This is a genomic window from Streptomyces sp. NPDC021080, from assembly GCF_044333225.1.
In the GTDB taxonomy this organism is placed as follows: Bacteria; Actinomycetota; Actinomycetes; order Streptomycetales; family Streptomycetaceae; genus Streptomyces.
The window spans coordinates 129413-149955 of record NZ_JBIRQM010000003.1; the positions used below are offsets into that span (position 1 = coordinate 129413).

Genomic DNA, 20543 nt, shown 5'->3' on the forward strand with positions numbered 1-20543 from the left:
TTTGCTGGGGGGGGGTGGCGCCCCGCCGGGGGTTTACCCTTTAGCCCGCTCCCCCTCCCGCCCCGGGGCCCCCCCCCCCCCGGGGGGGGGGGGGGCGGGGGCGGGGGGGGGCCGGGCCCCCACCACCTGGCTGGGCATCTCCGGCACGCGCCGCATGCACCGCTGCGCGCGCCGCTTCCGCTCTACCGCCGTCCGGCAGGGCATCGCACTACCTGAGGAGACCTCCGTGACCACGAACGACCCGGCATCCTTGTCGACGGCGCAGCAGGCCGCCCTGGGCAGCGGCGCCGACTTCTGGAGCACGAAGCAGGTCGGCACCGTTCCCTCGCTGGTGCTCACGGACGGCCCGCACGGAGTGCGCCGTCAGACGGGGGCCACCGACCACCTCGGCCTTGCGGGCAGCGAACCCGCGACGTGCTTCCCGCCGGCGGTCGGCCTCGGCCAGAGCTGGGACACGGATCTCAGCGGCAAGGTCGGTTCGGCACTGGGCGTGGAGAGCCGTGCTCTGGGTGTCGACGTGCTGCTCGGTCCGGGCATCAACATCAAGCGTGACCCTCGCTGCGGCCGCAACTTCGAGTACTACTCCGAGGATCCGCACCTCTCCGGCAGGCTCGCTGCGTCATGGGTACGGGGCCTGCAGAACACAGGAGTTGGCGCTTCCCTGAAGCACTTCGCCGCCAACAACACCGAGCACGACCGTATGCGTTCCAGCTCCGACATCGCCCCGCGCCCGCTGCGCGAGGTATACCTGCGGGCCTTCCAGCATGTAGTCCAGACGGCGCAGCCGTGGACGGTCATGTGCTCTTACAACCGCATCAACGGCGTCTACGCATCCGAGAACCACTGGCTGCTCACCCAGGTGCTGCGCGAGGAGTGGGGCTACGACGGTGTCGTGGTCAGCGACTGGGGCGCGGTGGCCGATCGGGTCAAGGCAGTGGCGGCTGGACTGGATCTCGAAATGCCGGGCGCCGGAGGAGTCACCGACGCGCAGGTCGTCGAGGCCGTCAAGGCCGGGCAGCTGGACGCGGCCGTGGTCGCCCGGGCGGCCGCTCGCACCATCGCGCTCGCCGCGAAGGCCGAGGCCAGCCGGGCGGCCGATGTCGCCGTGTTCGATTCCGAGACCCACCACGCCCTGGCCCGGCAGGTGGCCGCCCATTGTGTCGTCCTGCTGAAGAACAGCCCGGTCGACGGACGGACGGTGCTCCCGCTGGACGAGGGCCGGTCCCTCGCGGTGATCGGCGAGTTCGCTCAGTCGCCCCGCTATCAGGGCGGCGGCAGCTCGCACGTGAACCCGACCCGGGTGGACATTCCGCTGGACGAAATTCGCGGACTCATGGCAGAAGCCGATGTCACCTTTGCGGCCGGTTTCACCACCGACGGCTCCGGCGACCCGGGCGCACTGCGGGAGGAGGCTGTGCAGACTGCCGCAGCGGCGGATGCCGCCGTCGTCTTCCTGGGCCTGGCGGCACACCAGGAGTCCGAGGGCTTCGACCGCCCGCACATCGAACTCCCGAGCGAACAGGTTGAGTTGCTGGAAGCGGTGGCCCAAGTCCAGCCGCGTACTACCGTCGTTCTTTCCCACGGCGGCGTGCTGCGCCTGGCGCCCGTCGCCGATCTTGTTCCGGCCGTGCTGGACGGTGGCTTGCTCGGCCAGGCCGCGGGAGGCGCGCTCGCCGACGTGCTGTTCGGCCGAGTGAATCCGTCCGCCCGGCTGACGGAGACCATCCCGGTGCGGATCGAAGACTCCCCCGCATACCTGGACTTCCCCGGTGAGCACGGTCATGTCGCTTACGGCGAGGGCCTGTTCGTGGGCTACCGCTGGTACGACGCCCGCGACATCGAGGTCGCCTTCCCGTTCGGGCACGGACTGTCCTACACCACCTTCGCCTACTCGGATCTCGAGCTGAGCGCCAGCTCCGAGGGCATCACCGCGGCCGTCACTGTCACCAACACCGGCGAGCGGGCCGGCCGCGAAGTCGTCCAGCTCTATACGGCCAAGCCTGACTCGTCCGTCGCCCGGCCACTGCAGGAGCTCAAGGGCCACACCGTCGTGCCACTGGCCCCAGGCGCGAGCGAGCGCGTGAGCGTGCTGATCGAGCGTCAGGACCTGGCGTACTGGGATATCCGCAGCGGCACGTGGGTTGTCGAGGGAGGCAGCTACGAAGTGCGCGCCGCCGCCTCCAGCCGTGACATCCGCGCCACCGCCACGGTCGAGGTGGAGGGGGACACGGTCGTCCTCCCGCTGGCCCTCGACTCCACGCTGGGCGAAGTCATGGCCGTACCCGGTGCCGCCGAAATCCTGGGTGCCTTGATGCCCATGCCGGCCGCTGCTGCTGACAGCGACGTCCTGGGTATCGACATGGCAAAAATGATGGCATCAATCCCGGTGAGCCGTCTGCTCAGCTTCGCCGCCGGAGCGGTCACCGTCGCCGATCTGACGAAGCTCCTCTCGCAGCTCAACTCCACACGCGTCGCAGCGGCTCAGGCCTGATCCGGCGGGGGCGGTGCGCGTCGCCCGAATATTCATCCTGCGACGCGCACCGGTCGGTCATGCGCAGGTCCCCTGTCGCTGCTCCCGTCAGTTCATCAGGCATCGCGCCCGCCTCGCCTCTCCCCCCTTTTCCCTTTCATCGCATCTGGAGTCTCATCATGAGAAGACGTCGCGCCGCGCTGCTCGCCGTCGTCATCGTGACATCGCCGCTGGCTCTCGCCGGACCCGCGCACTCCACAACGGACCCACGGCATTCGGCGTCCCCTCGGTGCACCCTGCCGGCCGGCGAGTCGACGGTCACTGTGATCAGCGAAGGCATGGAACGCACGGCGACCGTGTACAAGCCCAGCAGCGCTGCTGCGGCCGACCTGCCGGTCCATCTCACCCTGCATGGCAGTCAGATGACCGCAGCACAGCAGATCGCGGTCAGCGGCATCGAGAAGTCAGCCGAGCGCCACCGATTTCTCGCCGTTGCCCCCCAGGGCGCGATGCCTCTCGGTGCCGGATACCAGTGGAATGTTCCCGGTGTCACCGGCACGGGCGGCCCCGACGACGAGCAGTTCCTGACGGACTTGCTCCGTACCCTCGCCGCCACCGGCTGCACCGACACCCACCGGGTTCTCGCGACCGGGTACTCCGGCGGCGGCCGCATGGTTTCCCAATACGCCTGCGACCACCCTGACCGTGTCACCGCCATCGCGCCCATAGCCGGGCTCCGAGCAGGAGTTCCTGTTACGAGGGATGACGGCACCGTGATCCCCGACGTCGCCACGTGCGCACCAAAGCAGCCTGTGCCTGTCATCACCTTTCACGGCACCGCAGATCCCGAGAACCCCTACGCGGGCGGAGGCAAGCCCTACTGGGGCTACGGCGCCACCACGGCTCTCGCCTCCTGGGCAAGGATCAACCACTGTCAGCGTGGGCCGGTGACCGCTGCTGTGTCCGCGCACGTCGACAAGATCTCCTACAGCGGCTGCCGTGGCCGATCCGATGTCGAGATGTACTCGACCGAGGGCGACGGACACACCTGGCCCGGCTCCGATGTGAGCTTCGGTCCGATGGGGCATGTCACGCAGGAGATCGATGCCACCGAACTGGCCTGGCAGTTCTTCCAGGACCACGCAAACAATCACGCAGCCCTGCCCGCCGCTCACAACCGTTCCGCACGCTGAGGCGCTCCGCGGATCCCGTACGACAAAGAGGTCGTCATGACTACTGTACCGATCGGCTCCGGGACGGAGCCGGCCGACCCAGCTGAGCAGCTCAGGGACAAGGCGCCCGCCGTCGGCGAACGGAGGCTGCTGACAGGCCTGATGGCCAACAGCGTTGCTCTGTACGCCGTCTACGGGGCTGTCCCGGCCGTCCTGCTCGCCAACCTCGTGGCAGACGTCGCCCCAGGTTCCAAGTCCACGTCCCTGGGAATCATCAGTGCCGTCGGCGCGTTCGGGGCCATGCTCGCCAATCCCGTCGCAGGCGCCCTCTCGGACCGCACGCACAGCCGATATGGTCGCCGGGCCCCCTGGATGGCGGGTGGCGCCCTGTTCGGCGGGCTCTCGCTCATCGCGCTCGGGCTCGGCAACAACCTGCTGTGGATTGGGGCGGCCTGGACACTGGCCCAGATCTGCCTCAACGGCCTGCAGGCCCCGCTGACTGCAGTAATCCCCGATCGCACGCCCGAGCATCGGCGCGGAGTGTTCTCCTCTGCTGCCGGGCTCGCCCAGATGCTCGGCGCCGTCGCGGGCACCGCGCTCGCTGCCGGCTTCGCTCACGCGCTCGGCCTCGGCTTCGCCGTCTTCGGCGTCCTGGTCGTCCTCGGTACCGCGGTGTTTCTGCTCCTCAACAAGGAGCCGGCCGCCCCGGCCCCCCAGGGAGAGGCGTTCCGCTGGAAGACCTTCGTGTCCGGCTTCTGGGTCAGCCCGCGCCGACACCCGGACTTCGGCTGGGCGTTCCTCGGCCGCTTCCTGATGATCCTGGGCTACTACTGCGTCTCCTCGTACCAGCTCTACGTCCTCGACGACTACCTGGGGCTGTCGCGCGATCGGGCGAACGACCTGGTGCCACTGCTGAGTGTGGCCATGTTGCCCGGCATGATCGTGATGATCGTCGTTTCCGGTCCCTGGTCGGACCGCGTCGGACGCCGCAAGCCCTTCGTCGTCGCCTCCAGTCTCGGGATGGCTTGCGCTCTCGCTCTTCCTCTGATCCTGCGCAGCGAGGCCTCGATGTTCGCCTATGCGATCGCCTCCGGGTTCGCGTTCGGGATGTACATGGCTGTCGACACGGCGCTGATGACGCAGGTGCTGCCCCGCCCCGATGCCGCCGCCAAGGACATGGGCGTCCTCAACATTGCCAACGCACTCCCGCAGGCGCTGGCACCTGCGGTCGCCGCAATGGTGATCGGCGTACTCGGCGGCTACAGCGCACTGTTCGTCGCCGCCATCTTGTTGGTTGTCCTCGGGGCGCTGAGCATCCTGCCCATCCGCGCCATACGCTGACTCGCCCAGGGCTTGTCCGGTCTTCCCGCCGGTCTCGGGTGCCAGTTGCCAGCGGCCGCGCACCTTGGGACAGCTTGGGCAAGGTGAGACCCTGGAGACGGCGCCGTCGCACAGTACTCGCGTGAGTGGCTGGACCATCAGGAATGGTCCAGCCACTCCCTTTACAGCAGTTGAGGCATGTTCAGGTGCCCAGCAAGTACGAACGAACTACGCGAACACACCAACCTGCCCGACCGAGCCGTGCTCGTGCTCCCGCACTCGTACCGGCGCGGGCCTATTGCTTCGTGTCCCCCTCAACCAGGCGCCGCAGCACGGGTAGGAGGGCATCGATACCTTGTCTCGTTCTGAAAGGCGACGACCGTCGTTTCCTGTCCGCATCCGGCCTGGATCCACGAGCGGGGAGAGCACTCTCACCTCGCACAACGCCTCGTTCACCTCCGCCACCGGGTCGGCCGACTCGCTTCGGAGCCACCACCGCAGTACGTGATTACGGGTGGCAATCACCGCGGCGGCCATCAGCTCCACCCGGAGTGACGCCGACTTCGCCTGCCCGAAGTCGACGGGTTACCTCATCGCGAAGACGGCGTCAGCCTGGCGCCGTGAAGCGGCAGAAGGCCCCCGGTGCTGGGGTGGGCACCGGGGGCCTTCCATGGCAGCGACGAGGTCGCTGCGCCGACCGGGTGGTGTCTCGGCCGGTCCGGTTTCTCCTGCCGGACCCGGCCGGGGAGCGGTCACGCCGCCCGGTCTGGGAGGTCCGTTGCGGGGTAGGCCTGCCACCGGCCCGCAACGGAGAGGTCAGCGGTTCAAGCCTCCTCGTCTGCGGCCGGGTGAGAGGGCCAGTCGACCAGGGTGGATGCGAACCAGGTCCAGTTGCGGCGGCGCCATACTGCGGACTGGACGGCCAGGCGGTCGCGGTAGTCGCCCCATTTCCCGGTGCCAGCCAGCGACCAGGAGCGTTCTGTGATTCCGGTGAGGCGGGGCAGTTGTTCTCAAGGAGGCAGCTGAAGGCGCGTCAGGCTCCCTCTCAATGCGCTCACGCTGCCGTATCACTTCGCGTCGTCCTCGCGGCGCTGGAAGGCGAACAAGGACAGGTCGCCGAGCTGGCCGCGGTCCGGTTCGAAGACCATGAACAGGGCGTGCGAACCGGCCACGGGAGTCGTTTCGGCCTCGATGGTGCACCATCCGGCGCCGACCGCGCTCTCCGGGACTGCGACGGTCGCGATGGGCGTGCCGGTGTGCGGTGCGTCGACGTACACCTGGATCCGGCCGGTGCTGCGCGCGTCGATCTCGACCAGAAGGGTGTGCGGGACCTGGTCGGGGCCGAAGTCGAGGTACTTGAAGCCGATCGTGCCGCCGCGGTGGGTGTTGCCGACGACCTGGAGGGTGTGCCGCCCCGACTCGTCCTCGGTACCGCGCGGGTCCTCGCGGAGCACGATCGACGGGCGCCGGGAACGGCCCGGCAGGCCGCGCGGTCCCACCAGGTGGCAGGCGATGGAGGCCGGCCAGGCCCGGAACGCGTCGAGGTCGGAGGCGTCCAGGCCCCGGGAGGTGTACTCGGCGTGCTCGAATCCGCCGTGCGGCGCGCGTGTGAGGGGTGTGGCGCAGGCCTGCCGTCCGTCCGCGGTGTGGCGGTGATAGACCTGGTACCAGGTGCCGCCGGCCTCGAACATCCCGCCGTGGGTGTTCCCCCTGCGGTCCGTCGACCCCGGGGGCGTGTTCTTCCACGCGTTGCCGAGCGAGACGAGCGGGCCCACCGGCTCGAACGGGCCGAGCGGCTGGTCGGCGACCGCGTGGTACATGCCGAAGAAGCCCTCGCCGCCGACGGCCCAGTAGGACAGCCAGAACCGGCCGTCGATCTCCCGGATGGACGGGCCGTTCATGAACGCCGTCCTACGGCGTCGGCCCGAGGCCAGGGCGAGTGCGGGGGCGATCGCGCTCGACCGGAAGATCGGCGTCACGTACTCGCCCGTCGTCTCGTTGCGTACGACGGTGCGCTTGTCGGCCAGGTCCAGCTCGACCACCGAGCAGTTGCCCAGACCGAAGTAGAGGAAGAGCCTTCCTTCGTGGTGCAACAGGGCAGGGTCGTAGGGGAATTCCTTCGATATTCGGCCGCGGCGGAACAGACCGGTGCCCTTGCCGAAGGCCAAGTCTCCGTCGTCGATGCCGTCCTGGTCGTCGCGCCACCCGGCCGGCTTGTCCGCCTCCGGGTGACGGACCCGCCCCACGTACTCGAACGGCCCCGTCGGCGACGCCGCCTTCGCGACGCCGAACCCGGACGTGGACATCCCGACGCCGTAGTACAGGTAGTAGGCGTCGTCGATGCGGATGACGTCCGGGGCGAACAGACCCGACACCATTCCGTTCGGGTCCCGCTTGTCCGCGACGCTGCGCACATACGGGTCCTGGAGCCTGCGGTAGATGACGCCGTCATAGCGCCAGTGCGCGAGGTCGTCGAGCGCCGCCGACCAGCAGACGTAGTCCCCCGCGCACATGCGCGTCGAGGAGCCCGCCACGTCGTGGGAACCGTAGAGGTAGACACGGTCGCCAAACACGCGCGGCTCCCCGTCCGGGATGAACTCGTTGCCGGGCAGGAACGGGTTGACGGACCGCTCCCCCGTGCCCAGGGGAATGTCTGCGATCGTGGTGCTCACGGGTGCGGGCCTTTCGTGGGTACGGCGCGTTGTGGGTGTCGGCGGCGTGGGACGTACGGCTCAGCGTGCGCTCTTGATCGGGAGGATGCAGGCCGCGGCGAGCACGCACGCGATCACGCAGACCAGGAACAGTGAGCGGTAGCCGCCTGCTCCGGCGATCACGGCCGCGGCGATGGCCGGTGCGACGATCTGGCCGCCGGTGTTGGCCATGTTGAGGATGCCCAGGTCCTTGGCGGCGATCGCCCGGTTCGGCAGCACCTCGACCACCAGGGCCTGGTCCACCGCCCCGTACATGCCCATGGCGAACCCGCCCACGCCGTCGGCCAGGTTCTGTGGTGCGGACATCTTTGTTCTCTCCACGGCACCTCCCAACACTTACTCGCGTAAGTTACTCGCGTAAGCGTTAGGGTAGCCGCAGAGACGCACCTGTCAAGATGGAGCGAGGAGAGCTGTGGAATCCGCCGAGACACCTCGCGTGACCAGCTCCGACGTCGCTCGGCTGGCAGGCGTCTCGCGCGCCACGGTGAGTTACGTCCTCAACGACAAGACCGGGCAGAAGATCTCCGACCAGACCCGCGAGGCCGTCCGCCGGGCCGCCGAGGAGCTCGGCTACCGGCCCAATGAGGCCGCACGACGTCTGGCCTCCGGACAGAGCCGGCTCGTCCTCCTCGTGCTTCCGCACGCGCGGCTCGGCGAGATGATCGTGGAACTGGCCGCCACCCTGACGAGCGAGCTGGCGGCCCGGGGCCTGACACTCTCGACGCACTTCCAGTCCCGCGGCGGCGCCTCGATCGCCGAGGTCGCGCAGCGACTGGACGCGTCGGCCGTCGTCGCGATGGTGCCGCTGCCGACCGGGGAATCCGAGCCCCTCGTGGCGGCCGGAATCCGGGTCCTGTCCCCGCTGAACGATCCCGACTCCCCTGGATTCGGCTACCAGAACACGATCGGGGCGACCCAGCTCCGCCACCTCCACGATCTCGGTCACCGCAGAATCGCCTTCGCCGGCACCGACGAGACCGGTCTCGAACCCTTCCGCGCCGGACGGGAAGCCGGAGTACGCACAACCGCCCGCGAACTCGGCCTGCCCGAGCCGCAGGAGGCGAGGCTCGCCGCCGACGGATCCGACGCCGCCGCGATCGTGCGGGGCTGGCATCGCGACGGCGTGACGGCCGTGGCGGCCTACAACGACGACGTCGCCTTCGTCGTCCTGCACGGAATCAGGGCCGCGGGACTGTCCTGCCCGCACGACATGGCCGTCATCGGCATGGACGGCGAGAAGAACGGCCTGGTCTCGGCGCCCCCGCTGACGACGATCAAGCCCGACCTGGCAACGTGGGCCCAATTCTCCTCAGCTCTCGTCCTACAGGCACTGGACTCTGAGAAACCGGAGACGCAGCCTGCCGATCAGGGACTCACGGTCGTCCGCCGGGCCTCGACCTGACTGATTGCTCAAGTGTCACCCCCACCATCCGCAAGGAGACAGGGCAGAGCTGAACGCCTCGCGGACGGCTCTCACAAACGACCCTATCCAGGAGCAAGATCAGGAAGGGGTACTGATATCGGCCCGGAAGCCCGGTTGGCTCCCAGAACCCGTTCTCACGCAAGTGGCGCCGAACCCTCAGGCGTGAATCCCTCGTTTCAGCGATCCCGCTACACCTGTTGCAATCGCTACAGTGATCCGTGCCGACGCTGAGCTGTGCGAATGCTCCTTGCGTACGCCAATGCCGCACGGGCAGCCCCAGAGAATCCGCTGTGGGCGTGATGCTCCAACTCGACGCGGCGATCGGCAGTTGGCTCACCGTCCGTGCAGACACCCCGCGTGCCCCCGCCCAGGACACGTATCTGCCCTCCCGCCCGGTGTGAGAGGTGGTCGCGGTGGATAGCAAATCACTGCGCGGCGACGGCATCATGCTCGCCCAATGCGAGACCGACGCCAAGAGCAACGAGATCACCGCGTTCAGGCCGTTGCTGGAGCCGCTGGACCTGACCGGCGCAGTGGTGACCTTCGACGCACTGCCGCCCCAGACCGACCACGCGAAGTTCCTGGTCGAGGAGAGATAAGCCCGCCTCAGAAACGAGTTGCCACGCCAACATCTACAGCGTGCCCAACCACCGGCGAGAGGCCCGGTCCCGGCGGCTGGAGGTCAGCATGTGGCGTTCTGGGCTTCAGTAGACAGCTTGGCCACCAGATCCGAAGCGATCCGAGCACAGCGCTCGGCGTACGCCTGAAGGTGGCGCTCCTGGAACCCCTCCGCGTCCCAGTCCTCCACCTGCGCTTCTCCGCCTGGCCAGACATACACCCAAGCAGCAAATCTGCAGGTCACATCGATGCGCTGCAGGTAGTAGCGATCATCTTCGAAGGCATCGAGGACTCGCCACTCTCGTTCACTCACCCCCGTCAACAAGATGCCGCGTGCTTCGGCACCGGGAGCGGAAACGAGACCGGGATATACCCGGCCTTCGAGAGCTGCTGCGCGCCAGCCCAGCGTAGTGGTGGGCTGACGCTCGGGGACGCGTCCGATATCCCTCCCCTCGTAGCGTGGAGTCCGTGATTGCAGGGGAAGTTGGGGTTCATGGGGTCCAAGCAACGGACGTACATGCCTGAGTTTCGTGAGGGTGCTGTACGCATCGTGATCGAGACGGGCAGGCCGATCCCGGAGGTCGCCGAAGAACTCGGCGTGCACTCCGGCACGCTGCACAACTGGGTGTCGCGGTGGCGGCGCAATAGGTCGGCGTCGTCCGACCGGCCTGCCGAGCCCGCGCCGCCGGGTGGACAGATGCGCGAGGCCGAGCGCGCCGAGCTGGAGCGGCTACGGCGGGAGATGTCGGAGAAGAACAAGCGGATACGCGAGCTGGAGATGGAGCGTGATGTCCTCAAGCGATGCATGGTCCTCTGGGTGAAGTGACCGTGACGGACCCTGCCGCCCTGGCCGCGTTCATCGGTAACCAGGGGACCGAGCACTGCGTCCCGCACGTCTGGCCTGCCGGGTCCTGAGGGTGTCGGAGTCCTGGTTCTACACCAGAGGAGGCAAGGAAATTCAGCAGACTCGAACTGGGCCGACTGGGTACCATTTCCGGCCATGCCCCTCAGCGACACCCCAAAGCGGGAACGGGATCCATTCCTCGAAGCCCTTGGTCGAATCACACTCGCCACCGGAGAGCTCGATCACTCTCTCCGGAACCTGCTCGGCTCCATCGCCTTCGAACCGACGCTCATCAAGTACGCCAACGCCGCAAAGACCGATCAGCTCATCCAGCTCTGCAAACTGGCCCTGACGAACGGCGTCATCGAGCCCGAGAGCGTCGATGAGATCACCAAGTGTCTGGAGCGCGCCGACAGGTTCCGCGACCGGCGAAACAAGATCGTCCACGCCATCTACTCGCAGAACGAGTCGGGCACCGAGATCGAGGGCTTGAACCCCGTCAGGAAGAACCTGGGGTATAGAGCGACCCCTATCTCCGTCGAGGAGATGGAGGCGTTGGCTGACGAGGTCACCCTGCTCCGAAGCGACATGTTCCGCGCTGGGTGGAACGCGACCGCAGGCAAGGCTCCTGGCATGGGGACAATCCCGGCCCCCAAGCCCGGGGAGTTCGTCAACGGTGTCCGAATCATCGCCACTCCGGTGACGGAGGCGTAACGGGCTCGTCCGGCGCAGTGGCTACTCCGCAGGATCCTCGCTCGCATGCCACACCGCCTTTTTGACGGCCGTTTCGACGTCGACCCGGGACACGCCCTCCGTCGACGCGGCGTGCTTGGTGATCGCGGCTTGGCCCTTCCCAGCCGCGGTACGCCAGGCTCGCTACTGCTCTTCGTACTCACCGCCGGTGAGGCCAGCCAGGCGGGCGGGCGCTTCTTCCGCGGCGCGCTCGAGTTCAACCAGATCATCGGGAATTTCCACGACCGATGGTCTTACGTTCGAGCGCGGCAGTTCACCTTTCGGCGCACGGGTCGCACCGCGCACCTGGCGTGGGCCTCGCTACCGACGGCCATCGACCGTGCGGGGCGCTTCCATCGCATTCGGCGGCACGGCAGGATCCACTCCATGAGGATTCTGGTCATGGGCGGTACGTGGTTCCTGGGCAAGCGCATCGCAGAGGACGCACTGGCGCGAGGCTGGGAGGTCACCACGTTCAACCGTGGGCTCTCGGGCCGCGACGTGCCAGGCGTGGAGACGTTCCGCGGCGACCGTACTAACATCACCGACCTGAACCGCCTTGCGGCACAGGGGCCGTGGGACGCGGTGATCGACACGTCCAGCTCCGACCTCGCACCCCGAGACGTCCTGGTGGCCGCGACCGCGCTGCGCCCGGTCGTGCACCGATGGGTGCACATCTCCACCGTGTCCGTCTATCAGGGCTGGCCGCACCTGCCGCTCACCGACGACTCACCGCTACTCGAATGTCCGCCGGACGCCGACGAGTCGTACGGCTACACCGGCGCTGACGGCTCGCCCACCCAATACGGGTTCCAGAAGGCCGGCGGCGAGCGGGCCGTGACCGAAGTCTTCGGCGACGCCGCGGTGTTCCTCCGCCCCGGAGTCATCCTCGGTCCCGGCGAGTACGTGGGCCGCCTGCCTTGGTGGTTGGAGCGGGCCAAGCGGGGCGGTCGCATCCTCGCCCCGGCTCCTGCCGAGCAGCGCATTCAGCCGGTCGACGTGCGCGACGTCGCCCGCTTCGCTCTCACACAGGCAGCAGGCTCGGCGCGCGGCGGCTTCAACGTCACCCACCCCGACGGCATCTCGTTCCGCGAGTTCCTGGAAGCGTGCCTGACGGAGACGGGCGGTGCCGGAGTGCCGGTCTGGGTCGATCCCTCGGTGCTGATCGAGCAGGGCGTCAAGCAGTGGACAGAGCTGCCTCTGTGGCGCACCCATGCCGGGGTGTGGGCGGTCGGCTCCAGCCGCGCAGTGGCGGCAGGGCTGCGTTGCCGCACCATCGCCGAGACGATTCGTGACACGTGGCAGTGGTGGGCGGCCGATGGGCGTCCCGTGGACCACCCGCGGTGGGCGGAGCACGGGATCGCCCCGGAGGCGGAGGCGAAGATCCTCGCTTCGTTGTGAGTCAGCCCTCGATCGCGTGGAGCCCTATGTGCGGGCCGATCCGGTGGGGCGGAGAGACGCGGTTGTAGTCCTCGATCCGCTCTACCAGCGCCGCCGGCGTCTGTGCGCCGTGGTACTCGGGCCTGGCCAGATGCCGTCCGATGCGTGCTGTGCGGACGACGATTCCTGTCTGCCGGTGTTCCGCCGGCACTGCCCACACCGGTTGGAGGGCGTCGGCCGCACCATCCACGTCGTCGGCCAGGATCCGGGCATAGGCGAGGTCTGCCGCCGCACCGGCACGCACGTGTTCCGACTGCTGCTCGCTCGGCCGTTGCCCAATGAGCTCCAGAGCTCGCCGCGCGTCAGCTTCGGCTTGCGCGGCATCGCCCATGAGCAGTGCTGTCGTGCTGGTGGACATGGCCAGCCGTTCCAGCGAGAACGCGAATTCCCCGCCGACCTCATCGTGGAGTTCGTCGCGACGGCCCGTGCCGTCTTCCGCGGACAGCAGTATGGCCCGCCGGGCACTGCTCACATCGCCGAGATGCGCATGCGCTCGGGCCTTGATGGCGTGCAGACGCCGGTGGGCCGTGTCTCCGAGACCGCCGTACGTCAGCGCGCGCGTGGCCTTCGCCACCGCCTCGGTGGCGCTGCCCGTGTGGTAAGCGATGTAGGCCAACGTGCCGTCGGCGTAGGCCTGAAGGGGGGTGAATCGGGTGGCCTCGCCGAACATGGAAGCCGTACGCGCAAGGCTGCGGGCGCTCGGGAAATACCCGAGGTCGAACGCTGCGACCGACAGCAGAGCTGCCGACTGCCCGTTCAGGATCATGAGCTGCTGCAGTTGGACGGGGACCTGCGTCCGGTCCCGCTGCCGCTCGATCAGCAGGCGCAACCGATCGGCCTCTTCATAGGCCTGCGCCGGTGACACCAGGTGGTATCGCTGGGCGATACCTGTCACCTGGTCTCGCAGCTCATCAATGGTGTTGTCGGAGATGGATGCCGATGCGGTTGCATCGGCGCCTTGGAGGGCGTCATCTGCGGTCATTCGAACTCGCTCTTCCAGGTCATTCGCGGGTGCCTGGGGATCGGTCTGCGGCGGCGGCCCGAACAGCTCCTCGGCCTTGTACTGGGGCCACATCGCTTCCAGAACCTGGCAGGTCGCCGGGCCGGGAGATGTCGCTAACTTGCCGCCCGTCCACCGCCGGAACTGCGTTTCACCGCACGTCGGGTTGTGGGGACTGTTCCCGAAGAGCCGCACACCAGCCTCGGTGAACCGCTCCTCGAACCGCCGGTAAGGAAGCCTGTCCCGGTCACACAGCCACGCGAGCAGTGTCCTCGGCTCAGTACTTCTCATCCCGCCCCCAGTCTGCGGCACCACGATCAGCCGGCCTACGCGCCGATCCCTTCTCCGGGAAGGGGATACCGCAACCACACACCGCCACAACCCAGCCCGTGCAGAAGGCACTTCAAAGCTACCCGGAGGCCACCTGCACCGCCCGAAAGAGGCAAAGAGGCCACGTTGCAAGCCATGGTGAGGCCACGGGCCACGGGTGAACGCTGATCGCCTACTAGCCGAGAGTACGCAACCGAGCACAATCGTGAACCTGGGAGTCCCCCGTGAATCCGCGCGCAATCGAACCCGCAGCCCCAGCGGACCCCCCGCCCGGGGGTGCGACCGTCACCGTGCTGCGCCCGGCCGACACTGCGACCGCGCTTCTGCCGCTGCCCGCAGAGCGGTCCCCGTTCCGGTGGACTGCCCGCCTGACCGCCAACGACGGGGCGGCAGCGAACGCACGGCTGCGGGCCCGTCCTCGCCTCACCATGTCCAAGTGGCCCGGCAACATCGACGCTGCCGCCCGGGTCGCCTCCCACCTGGCTGACAACGCCGTCCGGCACGGGAAGCCGTTCCCCGACGACAAGATCGTCCTTCGGTTGCTCGCCCACGGCGAAACGGACGAACTGCTCGTCGAGGTCGACGACGCGTTCCCCGACTTCTCGGGTTTCGACCAGGTCGCGAACCAGAGCCCCGAGCCCCGCCTCTCACCCTCTGGACTGTGGTGGCCTGCCCACTACCGCGGCACGATCTCGTGGGACCTGAAGAGGGATGGCGACGGGATGGTCATCGGCAAGACCGTACAAGCTCTTCTCCCTGCAACCTGGGACGGTTCCGCATGACGCCCACACCCCTTCCCCAGCGGGCGGCGAAACCGCTCCGCGGAATGCCGGACAGCGTCGAATTCGCGACACGCGCCCTGGACATCACACCCGAGGACGTCGCCACGGACATGGGCAGCCTCGCCACACGCGTGCGGAACCTGATGAATCTCCAGCAGGGGAGACCGTTCCGCTTACCGTTAGGCGGCCGGTTCTTCGACATCGTCGTCACCGCCGCCGGCCCCGACGCCTACGCAGTCGTGGACCTCATGGACATCGCCCAACACGCACCCGGCCACCGCCTCGACGCCTGCGGCCCCGTCATCGAGGACCCGCAGCGGGGCTGGCTCATCTGGCTCGTCCCCCCGGGCACACACGCAGTCTGGGAGCCCAACCGCTACGGCACCTGCCTGGGCGCCCCGTACGAACTCGCCCTGCCGCCGCTGCTCCAGACGGAGCCGCCGGGCCCGTACTGGCTGCGTCCGTGCCGCGGTGACCGCCTCGTGCCGCACTGGCCGCTGGCCGACTTCCTCGGCCGGTTCAAGCCGGGCCCGATCCCGCACGAGGAAGTCCTCGGAGCTGTTCTCAGCACCATCTCCTGATCTCCGCGTGCGGCGGTGGCGTACGCCCTGATCCCCGCCGCCGCACGCGGTTCCACTCCCTGCCGCCGGACAACTGCCCTGGCACCCGACGGCAGGGAATCAACCGTGAGGGGAACAACATGCGTCAGCTTGTTGCCACACCGTTCGGAGAGCGCCGCCTCGTCTTACGGCGAGGCAGTCCAAAAGCCTTACAGCTTCCCCACCCCAAGTTCGAGGAGCTGAGCGCCCTCCCGAGCAGCGTGCCCGGATGGCTGGTCGACGCCGTGGCCGCCCAGTGGCAGATGGACGTCTCCGGCCAGGCCCTCGACGAGGTCCTCCTGGTGCGCGAGGCGGGACCGTACGAGTTCAGCCGGGCGACGTGGGAGATCAATCTCGGCTGTGACTACGACTGCGAGATGTGCTACCTCGGAGAGAAGCGGTTCGAAGGCCTCGACATGCGGGGCAAGCACACGCTGCTGACGGTGATGCGCGACGCCGGGGTGATCTGGCTCCAGATCACCGGCGGGGAGCCGCTGATCGATCCCGACTTCCCCGAGTCCTATCGGCTCGCCAACGAGCTGGGCATGCAGCTCGAAATCCTCTCTAACGGCTCCCAACTGCGCAGGGATCGTGTCCTGGACGTGCTGCGCGCCTACCCGCCGACGAAGCTGACGTTGAGCCTGTACGGCGCGACGGCCGACACGTACGACGCGGTGACCCGCCGGCGCGGTGGCTTCGACCGGTTCCGCGAAGGGGTATACAAGGCCCTCGAAGCCGGACTGCGCCTCGATCTGAGTCTGATCATCGTGCAGACCAACGCGCACGAGGTCGACGCCATGCGGGCCTGGGCCGCCGAGCTCGGGGTGCCGTTCCGCGAGTACGCCAACATCTCGCCCACGATCCACGGCACCGCGGAAACCCTGCCGTCCCAGTCACCCGAATACCTCACCGATCGGAAGCCGTTCACCGGCTGCCCTGCGGGCGTGACGTTCTTCCACGCCGACCCGTTCGGCCGCGCCTCGATCTGCAAGGTGGGCCGGGAACCGAACATCGACCTGACCGCCGAAGGCGTTCCAGGCCTTGCCCGACTCGGCCGGATCGCCGAGTCCCTCATGCTTCGCACCGGAGGATGCAGCGGCTGCAAACTCTCAGCCACCTGCCGCGTGTGCCGACCGATGGCACGGGTCTTCCAGGAAGCGAAGGCACCACTCAGAAACTACTGCCAACACGGAATGAGGTAGTCATGCCTGCTGTCATGGTCGAGATCACGCCCGCACCCGCGCCCGCTGACCCGGCCGAGATCGTCCTGGTCGGCGACATCGCCGAGCTGACCGCAAGCGTGGAGTCCGGCTGCAACGACGACAACCCGTACAAGTAGCTCAACCGTCGGGGCCGCGCCTCACATGCGGCCCCGACGCCCGTACCTCTGGAGAATTCATGCCCACTCCGCGTATCACCGAGCTGCCCGACGAAGTACGCTCGCTGATCGAAAAAGCCGGCGGCCGGATCACCGACATCGGAACCGTCCACGCGGGCCTCAACAGCTCCATCGCCGTCATCGTGCGAACCAGCACACGCACCCTGTTCGTCAAGGGCCTGCCGCTCGACCACCCCCGCGTCTGGACGCAGCAACGCGAGGCGGACATCGCCCCGTACGTGCGCGGCATCGCCCCCGAACTGCGCTGGCTCGTGGAAGCCGACGGGTGGAGCCTCCTCGGTTTCCAGTACGTCGAGGGAAGTCACGCCGACTTCACGCCCGGCTCCTCCGACCTACCCGCCGTCTCCGCGGCCCTGGCGCAACTCGCCGAGATCCCGACCCCCGACGTCGAGCTGAAGGAGATGACCCACCGACTCCGCGGCTACGTCGACGACCACGCCGACCTGATGTGGTTCGAGGGGAACAGCCTCCTTCACACGGAGTGGAACCCGCACAACGTCCTCATCACGAAGGCCGGCGCCCTGTTCGTCGACTGGGGGTGGGCATCGACCGGCGCAGCGTGGATCGATCCCGCGCTGTGGCTGCTGTGGCTGATCGCCCATGGCCACACCGCGGAGCAGGCCGAGAGCGTGGCCGCCGCGCATCCGGCGTGGAAGCTCGCCCCGTCCCTTGGACTCGACGCCCTCGCTCGCGCCCAACAGCGCCTGTGGGACTCCATCGCCGGACAGAGCCCTGACGAGTGGGCGCAGCCGATGCAGGCAGCGGCCCGGGTCTGGAACATGCACCGGCAACACCAGCACTGACCCGATACGGCCCCGCTCGTCCGCTCCCCCCGAGGCGGATGGGCGGGGCTTTCCGCTGCCCCCGGCGAGTCGCTGAGATAGGTGTCCCAAGCCGGACTCTCTTGGCAAGGGCGAGAAGGGTCACCTCCGTACCGCGGCTGCGCAGCAGATCCATCAGGGTGTCCAGTTGAGCACGGATGGTGGCTGGGGCGTACGGCCTCCAAGAGCTGGTGGCCTTCTGGCGGGTCAGAACAGGGTGAACTTCGGGGCCGTCGAGGCCGTGGGTGATGTTGCTGGCATAACGCATGGCAACGTGGCGTAGAGCGCCGTACTCGCTGGCGGCGTGCGGAGTGAGCACCACGAATCCTCCAGAAACTGCTGCGGGACGAGCCGGACGACGAGCCGGACGCGGCACAGACAGCCCCAGGCAGGACGGCCCCGGGGCTGTCGGGTCAGGGCTGCTGGCCCCCGGAGGTCTCGCGGGTGTCAGTCGACGGGGCTGGTCTGGGTGTTCGGGACCTGCGACAGCCAGTGCACGGCGTCGTCGCGGAAGGACTGGTTGACGGGGACGAGGTCGGCTCCGCTGGTGTCGTCCAGGGCCGTGACGACGATACCGAGCTCGGGGACGTCTCTGTCGATCGCCGCGAGGCGGCTGCCACAGTGAGGGCAAAAGCCGCGCTGGGCCTCGCCCTCGAACGTCTCGAACCAGGTCGGCTCGATCCCGTTGGTCCAGGTGACATCGTCCAGGGCGAAGCCAGCCCACCACATCATCGGGCCGCCGCCGAGCTTCTTGCAGTGCGAACAACTGCACGTGTGCGGGTAGACCGCCTTGCCCTTGGCGGTGAAGCGGATCCGCCCGCACAGGCATCCGCCAGAGCGCTCCTGGACGGCAGCGACAATGTCGCGGGGGGCGTTCATCAGTTCATATCCCATACACAGTGGGCGAGTTGAGCCCACCAGTCTTTCATCCCCTCTGCGATCGGCAGGAAGCCGTCCAGCGCCTGGGACAGCTCTACGTGGAAAAATTCACTCTCCTTGACGAACCAAGCCAGGCCCTCAATGTGCGCAGCCTCGACGCTCAGGCCGCCAGCCAGCCCGACGTCGTGCTGACCACCCTTCAGCGGTGGAAGCAGTCGGGCCGACCCACGGACGAGCACTTCGCTTCCATCGCCCGGGGCACCCTGCGCAACCGACTGAAGGAGGACTGACCACCCGCCTACGCCATACTCAGCTACGCCCACGACGCGCCGATCGCGCTCACCCCCCTCATCCTGGAGCGCACCAAACTCCGCGACGGCGACACACTGAACTTCTCCGCCGCTCTCACCACCACCGCACCGGTCCACGTGATGATCATGATCGCCGCCACGGGACAGAACGGCCGGCCGCGGAAAAAGGTCTCCTTCCTGCGCCGCGCCACAGCCGAAGCCGGCCAGGAACTACGGCGCGCCAAACGCACCCACTGCGCTCGACCGCACGGTGGAGGTCTCACCGGCTTCTACTCCCTCACCCTCCAGGCCAACGACCGCCGCAGCTCTGCTGAAGCCAGTTCGGGCTCGGCCATCAGGTCCACAACAGCGGTTCCGCAGGCGTGATCGCTACCAGGCGGCAGGACGGCACTTCCATGGGCGCCAGCGCGACAATGCGTACGGCGAACTCCTTACCTCCCTGCCGGGGGAGGTAGAGGCGGCGAGGCACGCCGGAGGCTGGATAGCTCACCGCTGGCAAGTCCGGAGAATTCCAGAGTTTACGAGCTACCGGGTCAAGACGTACAGCCTCGATGACTTCCGCAAGACGCTCGTCTTGTGGCCATTGCTCTGCATCTGCGCGGAGGGCCGTGATCGCGGGAAGCGCCCAGTCGTCTCGCCAGTTGATGAGCTGGTCCCGGGCTTCTGGCCAAGTCAGCACCCACTCCACGACATTGCGACCCTTGGCGACCTGCGGAAAGTATTCCTTCATCGTCGAGTTGTAGGCCAGTAAGTCCCATCTACGGTCCCGGAGGTAGATGCACCAAGTCGGGCTCTGTTCTACGAGGGTGACGAGGGCCGATGGCAACCGCTTCTCATGAAGGGGCACAGGGTTCGCGTCTGGGGCCCGTCCGCGGACGATGCGGTGCACGATGTCCCATTCCTCGGCGTCCAGAGCAAGGATTCGGCGGACCGACTGCAGAAAGGTGTCGCTGTAGTTCGCCGGGCGCCCGGCTTCGAGCGCGTTGTACCACCGGCGGGAGACGCCTGCCAGGTATGCGGTCTGCGCTTGGGTGATGCCCGGGGTGGACTTGGCACCGAACGCAGCTGTAAACCCTGGTACGTCCGATGTATTCCGACGTGCGCGTGCTTGCCGCAGAATGTGCGTGATAAGGAGCTGCCCCTCCGAATCACCTCCCGTAACGTTCGAGTAACGCCCTCCCGTGGGGCTCACGTCACAGTTCCCATATCGGCAGGAGTGCGCCCCGCCATCACCACCCCCCTCCATCGCGACGTAAATTCCGGCGAGTTGAAGCAGGCAGCTCAGCAGCCCGGGCGATAGTTGAAGCGCCGACAATCGAGTTATGGGAACTGTCAGTTCTCAACGAGCAGGGTAAGCAGCCCCCTTGACTCCCGTAGCTCTTCCGAACCAGTCGTAGGGTCACGGAAACCTGGGAACCTTTCCCTGGCACAATCTGGCTCGGCTTGCGCTCGTAGAGGATCTTCATGTCGTGCTCCGTTCTGCATATCAGGGACAACGGCGAAATGCCGCCCACAGCTGCTCACATTCGCCACAGAAACGACCACCCTGCCGTTGCGGCAAGGTACGACGGCCGTTTTGACGCCAACTGGCACCGGCTTGCGGATCACCGAGGAGCTGATTGTGATCTTTGACGCGAGCAGCCCAGAACCTGCTACTCGATGGATTACCCGACTCGGTCTCCAGCCATGGCG

At 67.7% G+C, this 20543-nt stretch carries 20 protein-coding genes; 14 read left to right on the plus strand and 6 right to left on the minus strand.

The window, feature by feature from the left end; all coding sequences use genetic code 11:
- Positions 1-226 precede the first annotated feature (226 nt).
- The 3 genes from ACH4S8_RS08050 (at position 227) to ACH4S8_RS08060 (ending at position 4983) form a co-directional block, all read left to right on the plus strand.
- A complete protein-coding gene (locus ACH4S8_RS08050) occupies positions 227-2491 on the plus strand; it encodes a beta-glucosidase (protein WP_398391861.1) in 2265 nt (754 codons plus the stop codon).
- A 302-nt stretch (positions 2492-2793) separates the two neighbouring features.
- Complete coding sequence (locus ACH4S8_RS08055) at positions 2794-3663, plus strand: alpha/beta hydrolase family esterase (RefSeq protein ID WP_398391862.1); 870 nt, start codon at positions 2794-2796, stop codon at positions 3661-3663.
- Positions 3664-3699: 36 nt separating this feature from the next.
- Positions 3700-4983 carry an MFS transporter gene (locus ACH4S8_RS08060; protein WP_398391863.1) on the plus strand — a complete coding sequence of 428 codons (1284 nt, stop codon included), beginning with the start codon at positions 3700-3702 and terminating at the stop codon, positions 4981-4983.
- A gap of 1046 nt (positions 4984-6029) precedes the next feature.
- On the opposite strand, the gene ACH4S8_RS08065 is transcribed toward ACH4S8_RS08060, so the two are convergent.
- Both ACH4S8_RS08065 and ACH4S8_RS08070 read right to left on the minus strand, forming a co-directional pair.
- Positions 6030-7634, minus strand: a complete 1605-nt coding sequence (locus tag ACH4S8_RS08065; protein ID WP_398391864.1) for a family 43 glycosylhydrolase — start codon at positions 7632-7634, stop codon at positions 6030-6032.
- Positions 7635-7694: 60 nt separating this feature from the next.
- Positions 7695-7979 carry a hypothetical protein gene (locus ACH4S8_RS08070; protein WP_398391865.1) on the minus strand — a complete coding sequence of 95 codons (285 nt, stop codon included), beginning with the start codon at positions 7977-7979 and terminating at the stop codon, positions 7695-7697.
- A 130-nt stretch (positions 7980-8109) separates the two neighbouring features.
- On the opposite strand from ACH4S8_RS08070, the gene ACH4S8_RS08075 reads away from it, so the two are divergent.
- Together ACH4S8_RS08075 and ACH4S8_RS08080 are read left to right on the plus strand one after the other, a co-directional pair.
- Positions 8110-9075 carry a LacI family DNA-binding transcriptional regulator gene (locus ACH4S8_RS08075; protein ID WP_398391866.1) on the plus strand — a complete coding sequence of 322 codons (966 nt, stop codon included), beginning with the start codon at positions 8110-8112 and terminating at the stop codon, positions 9073-9075.
- Positions 9076-9509: 434 nt separating this feature from the next.
- Positions 9510-9695, plus strand: coding sequence for a hypothetical protein (locus ACH4S8_RS08080; protein ID WP_398391867.1), 186 nt, complete (start codon positions 9510-9512; stop codon positions 9693-9695).
- Positions 9696-9778: 83 nt separating this feature from the next.
- Here ACH4S8_RS08080 and ACH4S8_RS08085 read toward each other — a convergent pair whose 3' ends face one another.
- On the minus strand, positions 9779-10318 hold the full coding sequence (locus ACH4S8_RS08085) for a gamma-glutamylcyclotransferase family protein (protein ID WP_398391868.1): 540 nt from the start codon (positions 10316-10318) through the stop codon (positions 9779-9781).
- Between ACH4S8_RS08085 and ACH4S8_RS08090 the strand changes: the two genes are divergently transcribed.
- From ACH4S8_RS08090 to ACH4S8_RS08100, 3 genes are all read left to right on the plus strand, one after another.
- The gene (locus tag ACH4S8_RS08090) at positions 10208-10540 is read left to right on the plus strand and encodes a transposase (RefSeq protein WP_398391869.1); all 333 of its coding nucleotides are present in this window, start codon (positions 10208-10210) and stop codon (positions 10538-10540) included. The two genes, ACH4S8_RS08085 and ACH4S8_RS08090, sit on opposite strands and share 111 nt — an antisense overlap.
- Before the next feature lie 174 nt (positions 10541-10714).
- A complete protein-coding gene (locus ACH4S8_RS08095) occupies positions 10715-11272 on the plus strand; it encodes a hypothetical protein (protein WP_398391870.1) in 558 nt (185 codons plus the stop codon).
- A gap of 405 nt (positions 11273-11677) precedes the next feature.
- The gene (locus tag ACH4S8_RS08100) at positions 11678-12691 is read left to right on the plus strand and encodes an NAD-dependent epimerase/dehydratase family protein (protein ID WP_398392349.1); all 1014 of its coding nucleotides are present in this window, start codon (positions 11678-11680) and stop codon (positions 12689-12691) included.
- A gap of 1 nt (position 12692) precedes the next feature.
- On the opposite strand, the gene ACH4S8_RS08105 is transcribed toward ACH4S8_RS08100, so the two are convergent.
- On the minus strand, positions 12693-14021 hold the full coding sequence (locus ACH4S8_RS08105; protein WP_398391871.1) for a DNA-binding protein: 1329 nt from the start codon (positions 14019-14021) through the stop codon (positions 12693-12695).
- 467 nt (positions 14022-14488) lie between these two features.
- On the opposite strand from ACH4S8_RS08105, the gene ACH4S8_RS08110 reads away from it, so the two are divergent.
- From ACH4S8_RS08110 to ACH4S8_RS08130, 5 genes are all read left to right on the plus strand, one after another.
- On the plus strand, positions 14489-14842 hold the full coding sequence (locus ACH4S8_RS08110; protein ID WP_398391872.1) for a hypothetical protein: 354 nt from the start codon (positions 14489-14491) through the stop codon (positions 14840-14842).
- Entirely contained in the window at positions 14839-15423 is a 585-nt protein-coding gene (locus ACH4S8_RS08115; protein ID WP_398391873.1) for a hypothetical protein, read from the plus strand. The genes ACH4S8_RS08110 and ACH4S8_RS08115 overlap by 4 nt, the downstream gene beginning before the upstream one ends.
- 119 nt (positions 15424-15542) lie before the next feature.
- Complete coding sequence (locus ACH4S8_RS08120; RefSeq protein ID WP_398391874.1) at positions 15543-16643, plus strand: radical SAM protein; 1101 nt, start codon at positions 15543-15545, stop codon at positions 16641-16643.
- 2 nt (positions 16644-16645) lie between these two features.
- Positions 16646-16780, plus strand: coding sequence for a hypothetical protein (locus tag ACH4S8_RS08125; RefSeq protein WP_398391875.1), 135 nt, complete (start codon positions 16646-16648; stop codon positions 16778-16780).
- A 59-nt stretch (positions 16781-16839) separates the two neighbouring features.
- The gene (locus ACH4S8_RS08130) at positions 16840-17643 is read left to right on the plus strand and encodes an aminoglycoside phosphotransferase (protein ID WP_398391876.1); all 804 of its coding nucleotides are present in this window, start codon (positions 16840-16842) and stop codon (positions 17641-17643) included.
- Between the two features lie 465 nt (positions 17644-18108).
- On the opposite strand, the gene ACH4S8_RS08135 is transcribed toward ACH4S8_RS08130, so the two are convergent.
- On the minus strand, positions 18109-18540 hold the full coding sequence (locus tag ACH4S8_RS08135) for a GFA family protein (RefSeq protein WP_398391877.1): 432 nt from the start codon (positions 18538-18540) through the stop codon (positions 18109-18111).
- 20 nt (positions 18541-18560) lie between these two features.
- Here ACH4S8_RS08135 and ACH4S8_RS08140 point away from each other — a divergent pair, with 20 nt between their 5' ends.
- Positions 18561-18830 carry a hypothetical protein gene (locus tag ACH4S8_RS08140; protein WP_398391878.1) on the plus strand — a complete coding sequence of 90 codons (270 nt, stop codon included), beginning with the start codon at positions 18561-18563 and terminating at the stop codon, positions 18828-18830.
- Between the two features lie 355 nt (positions 18831-19185).
- Here ACH4S8_RS08140 and ACH4S8_RS08145 read toward each other — a convergent pair whose 3' ends face one another.
- Positions 19186-20097 (minus strand): helix-turn-helix domain-containing protein, encoded by a 912-nt coding sequence (locus ACH4S8_RS08145; RefSeq protein ID WP_398392350.1) that lies wholly within the window; start codon positions 20095-20097, stop codon positions 19186-19188.
- Positions 20098-20543: the final 446 nt, after the last annotated feature.

What these genes read in the sequence shown, in the direction of transcription:
- ACH4S8_RS08095 (WP_398391870.1), top strand. Translation starts at nt 10,715, where the DNA reads ATGCCCCTCAGCGACACCCCAAAGCGGGAACGGGATCCATTCCTCGAA.
- ACH4S8_RS08130 (WP_398391876.1), top strand. Translation starts at nt 16,840, where the DNA reads ATGCCCACTCCGCGTATCACCGAGCTGCCCGACGAAGTACGCTCGCTG.
- ACH4S8_RS08135 (WP_398391877.1), bottom strand. Translation starts at nt 18,540, where the DNA reads ATGAACGCCCCCCGCGACATTGTCGCTGCCGTCCAGGAGCGCTCTGGC.
- ACH4S8_RS08100 (WP_398392349.1), top strand. Translation starts at nt 11,678, where the DNA reads ATGAGGATTCTGGTCATGGGCGGTACGTGGTTCCTGGGCAAGCGCATC.
- ACH4S8_RS08070 (WP_398391865.1), bottom strand. Translation starts at nt 7,979, where the DNA reads ATGTCCGCACCACAGAACCTGGCCGACGGCGTGGGCGGGTTCGCCATG.
- ACH4S8_RS08120 (WP_398391874.1), top strand. Translation starts at nt 15,543, where the DNA reads ATGCGTCAGCTTGTTGCCACACCGTTCGGAGAGCGCCGCCTCGTCTTA.
- ACH4S8_RS08145 (WP_398392350.1), bottom strand. Translation starts at nt 20,097, where the DNA reads ATGGAGGGGGGTGGTGATGGCGGGGCGCACTCCTGCCGATATGGGAAC.
- ACH4S8_RS08115 (WP_398391873.1), top strand. Translation starts at nt 14,839, where the DNA reads ATGACGCCCACACCCCTTCCCCAGCGGGCGGCGAAACCGCTCCGCGGA.
- ACH4S8_RS08105 (WP_398391871.1), bottom strand. Translation starts at nt 14,021, where the DNA reads ATGAGAAGTACTGAGCCGAGGACACTGCTCGCGTGGCTGTGTGACCGG.
- ACH4S8_RS08090 (WP_398391869.1), top strand. Translation starts at nt 10,208, where the DNA reads ATGGGGTCCAAGCAACGGACGTACATGCCTGAGTTTCGTGAGGGTGCT.
- ACH4S8_RS08110 (WP_398391872.1), top strand. Translation starts at nt 14,489, where the DNA reads ATGTCCAAGTGGCCCGGCAACATCGACGCTGCCGCCCGGGTCGCCTCC.
- ACH4S8_RS08125 (WP_398391875.1), top strand. Translation starts at nt 16,646, where the DNA reads ATGCCTGCTGTCATGGTCGAGATCACGCCCGCACCCGCGCCCGCTGAC.
- ACH4S8_RS08060 (WP_398391863.1), top strand. Translation starts at nt 3,700, where the DNA reads ATGACTACTGTACCGATCGGCTCCGGGACGGAGCCGGCCGACCCAGCT.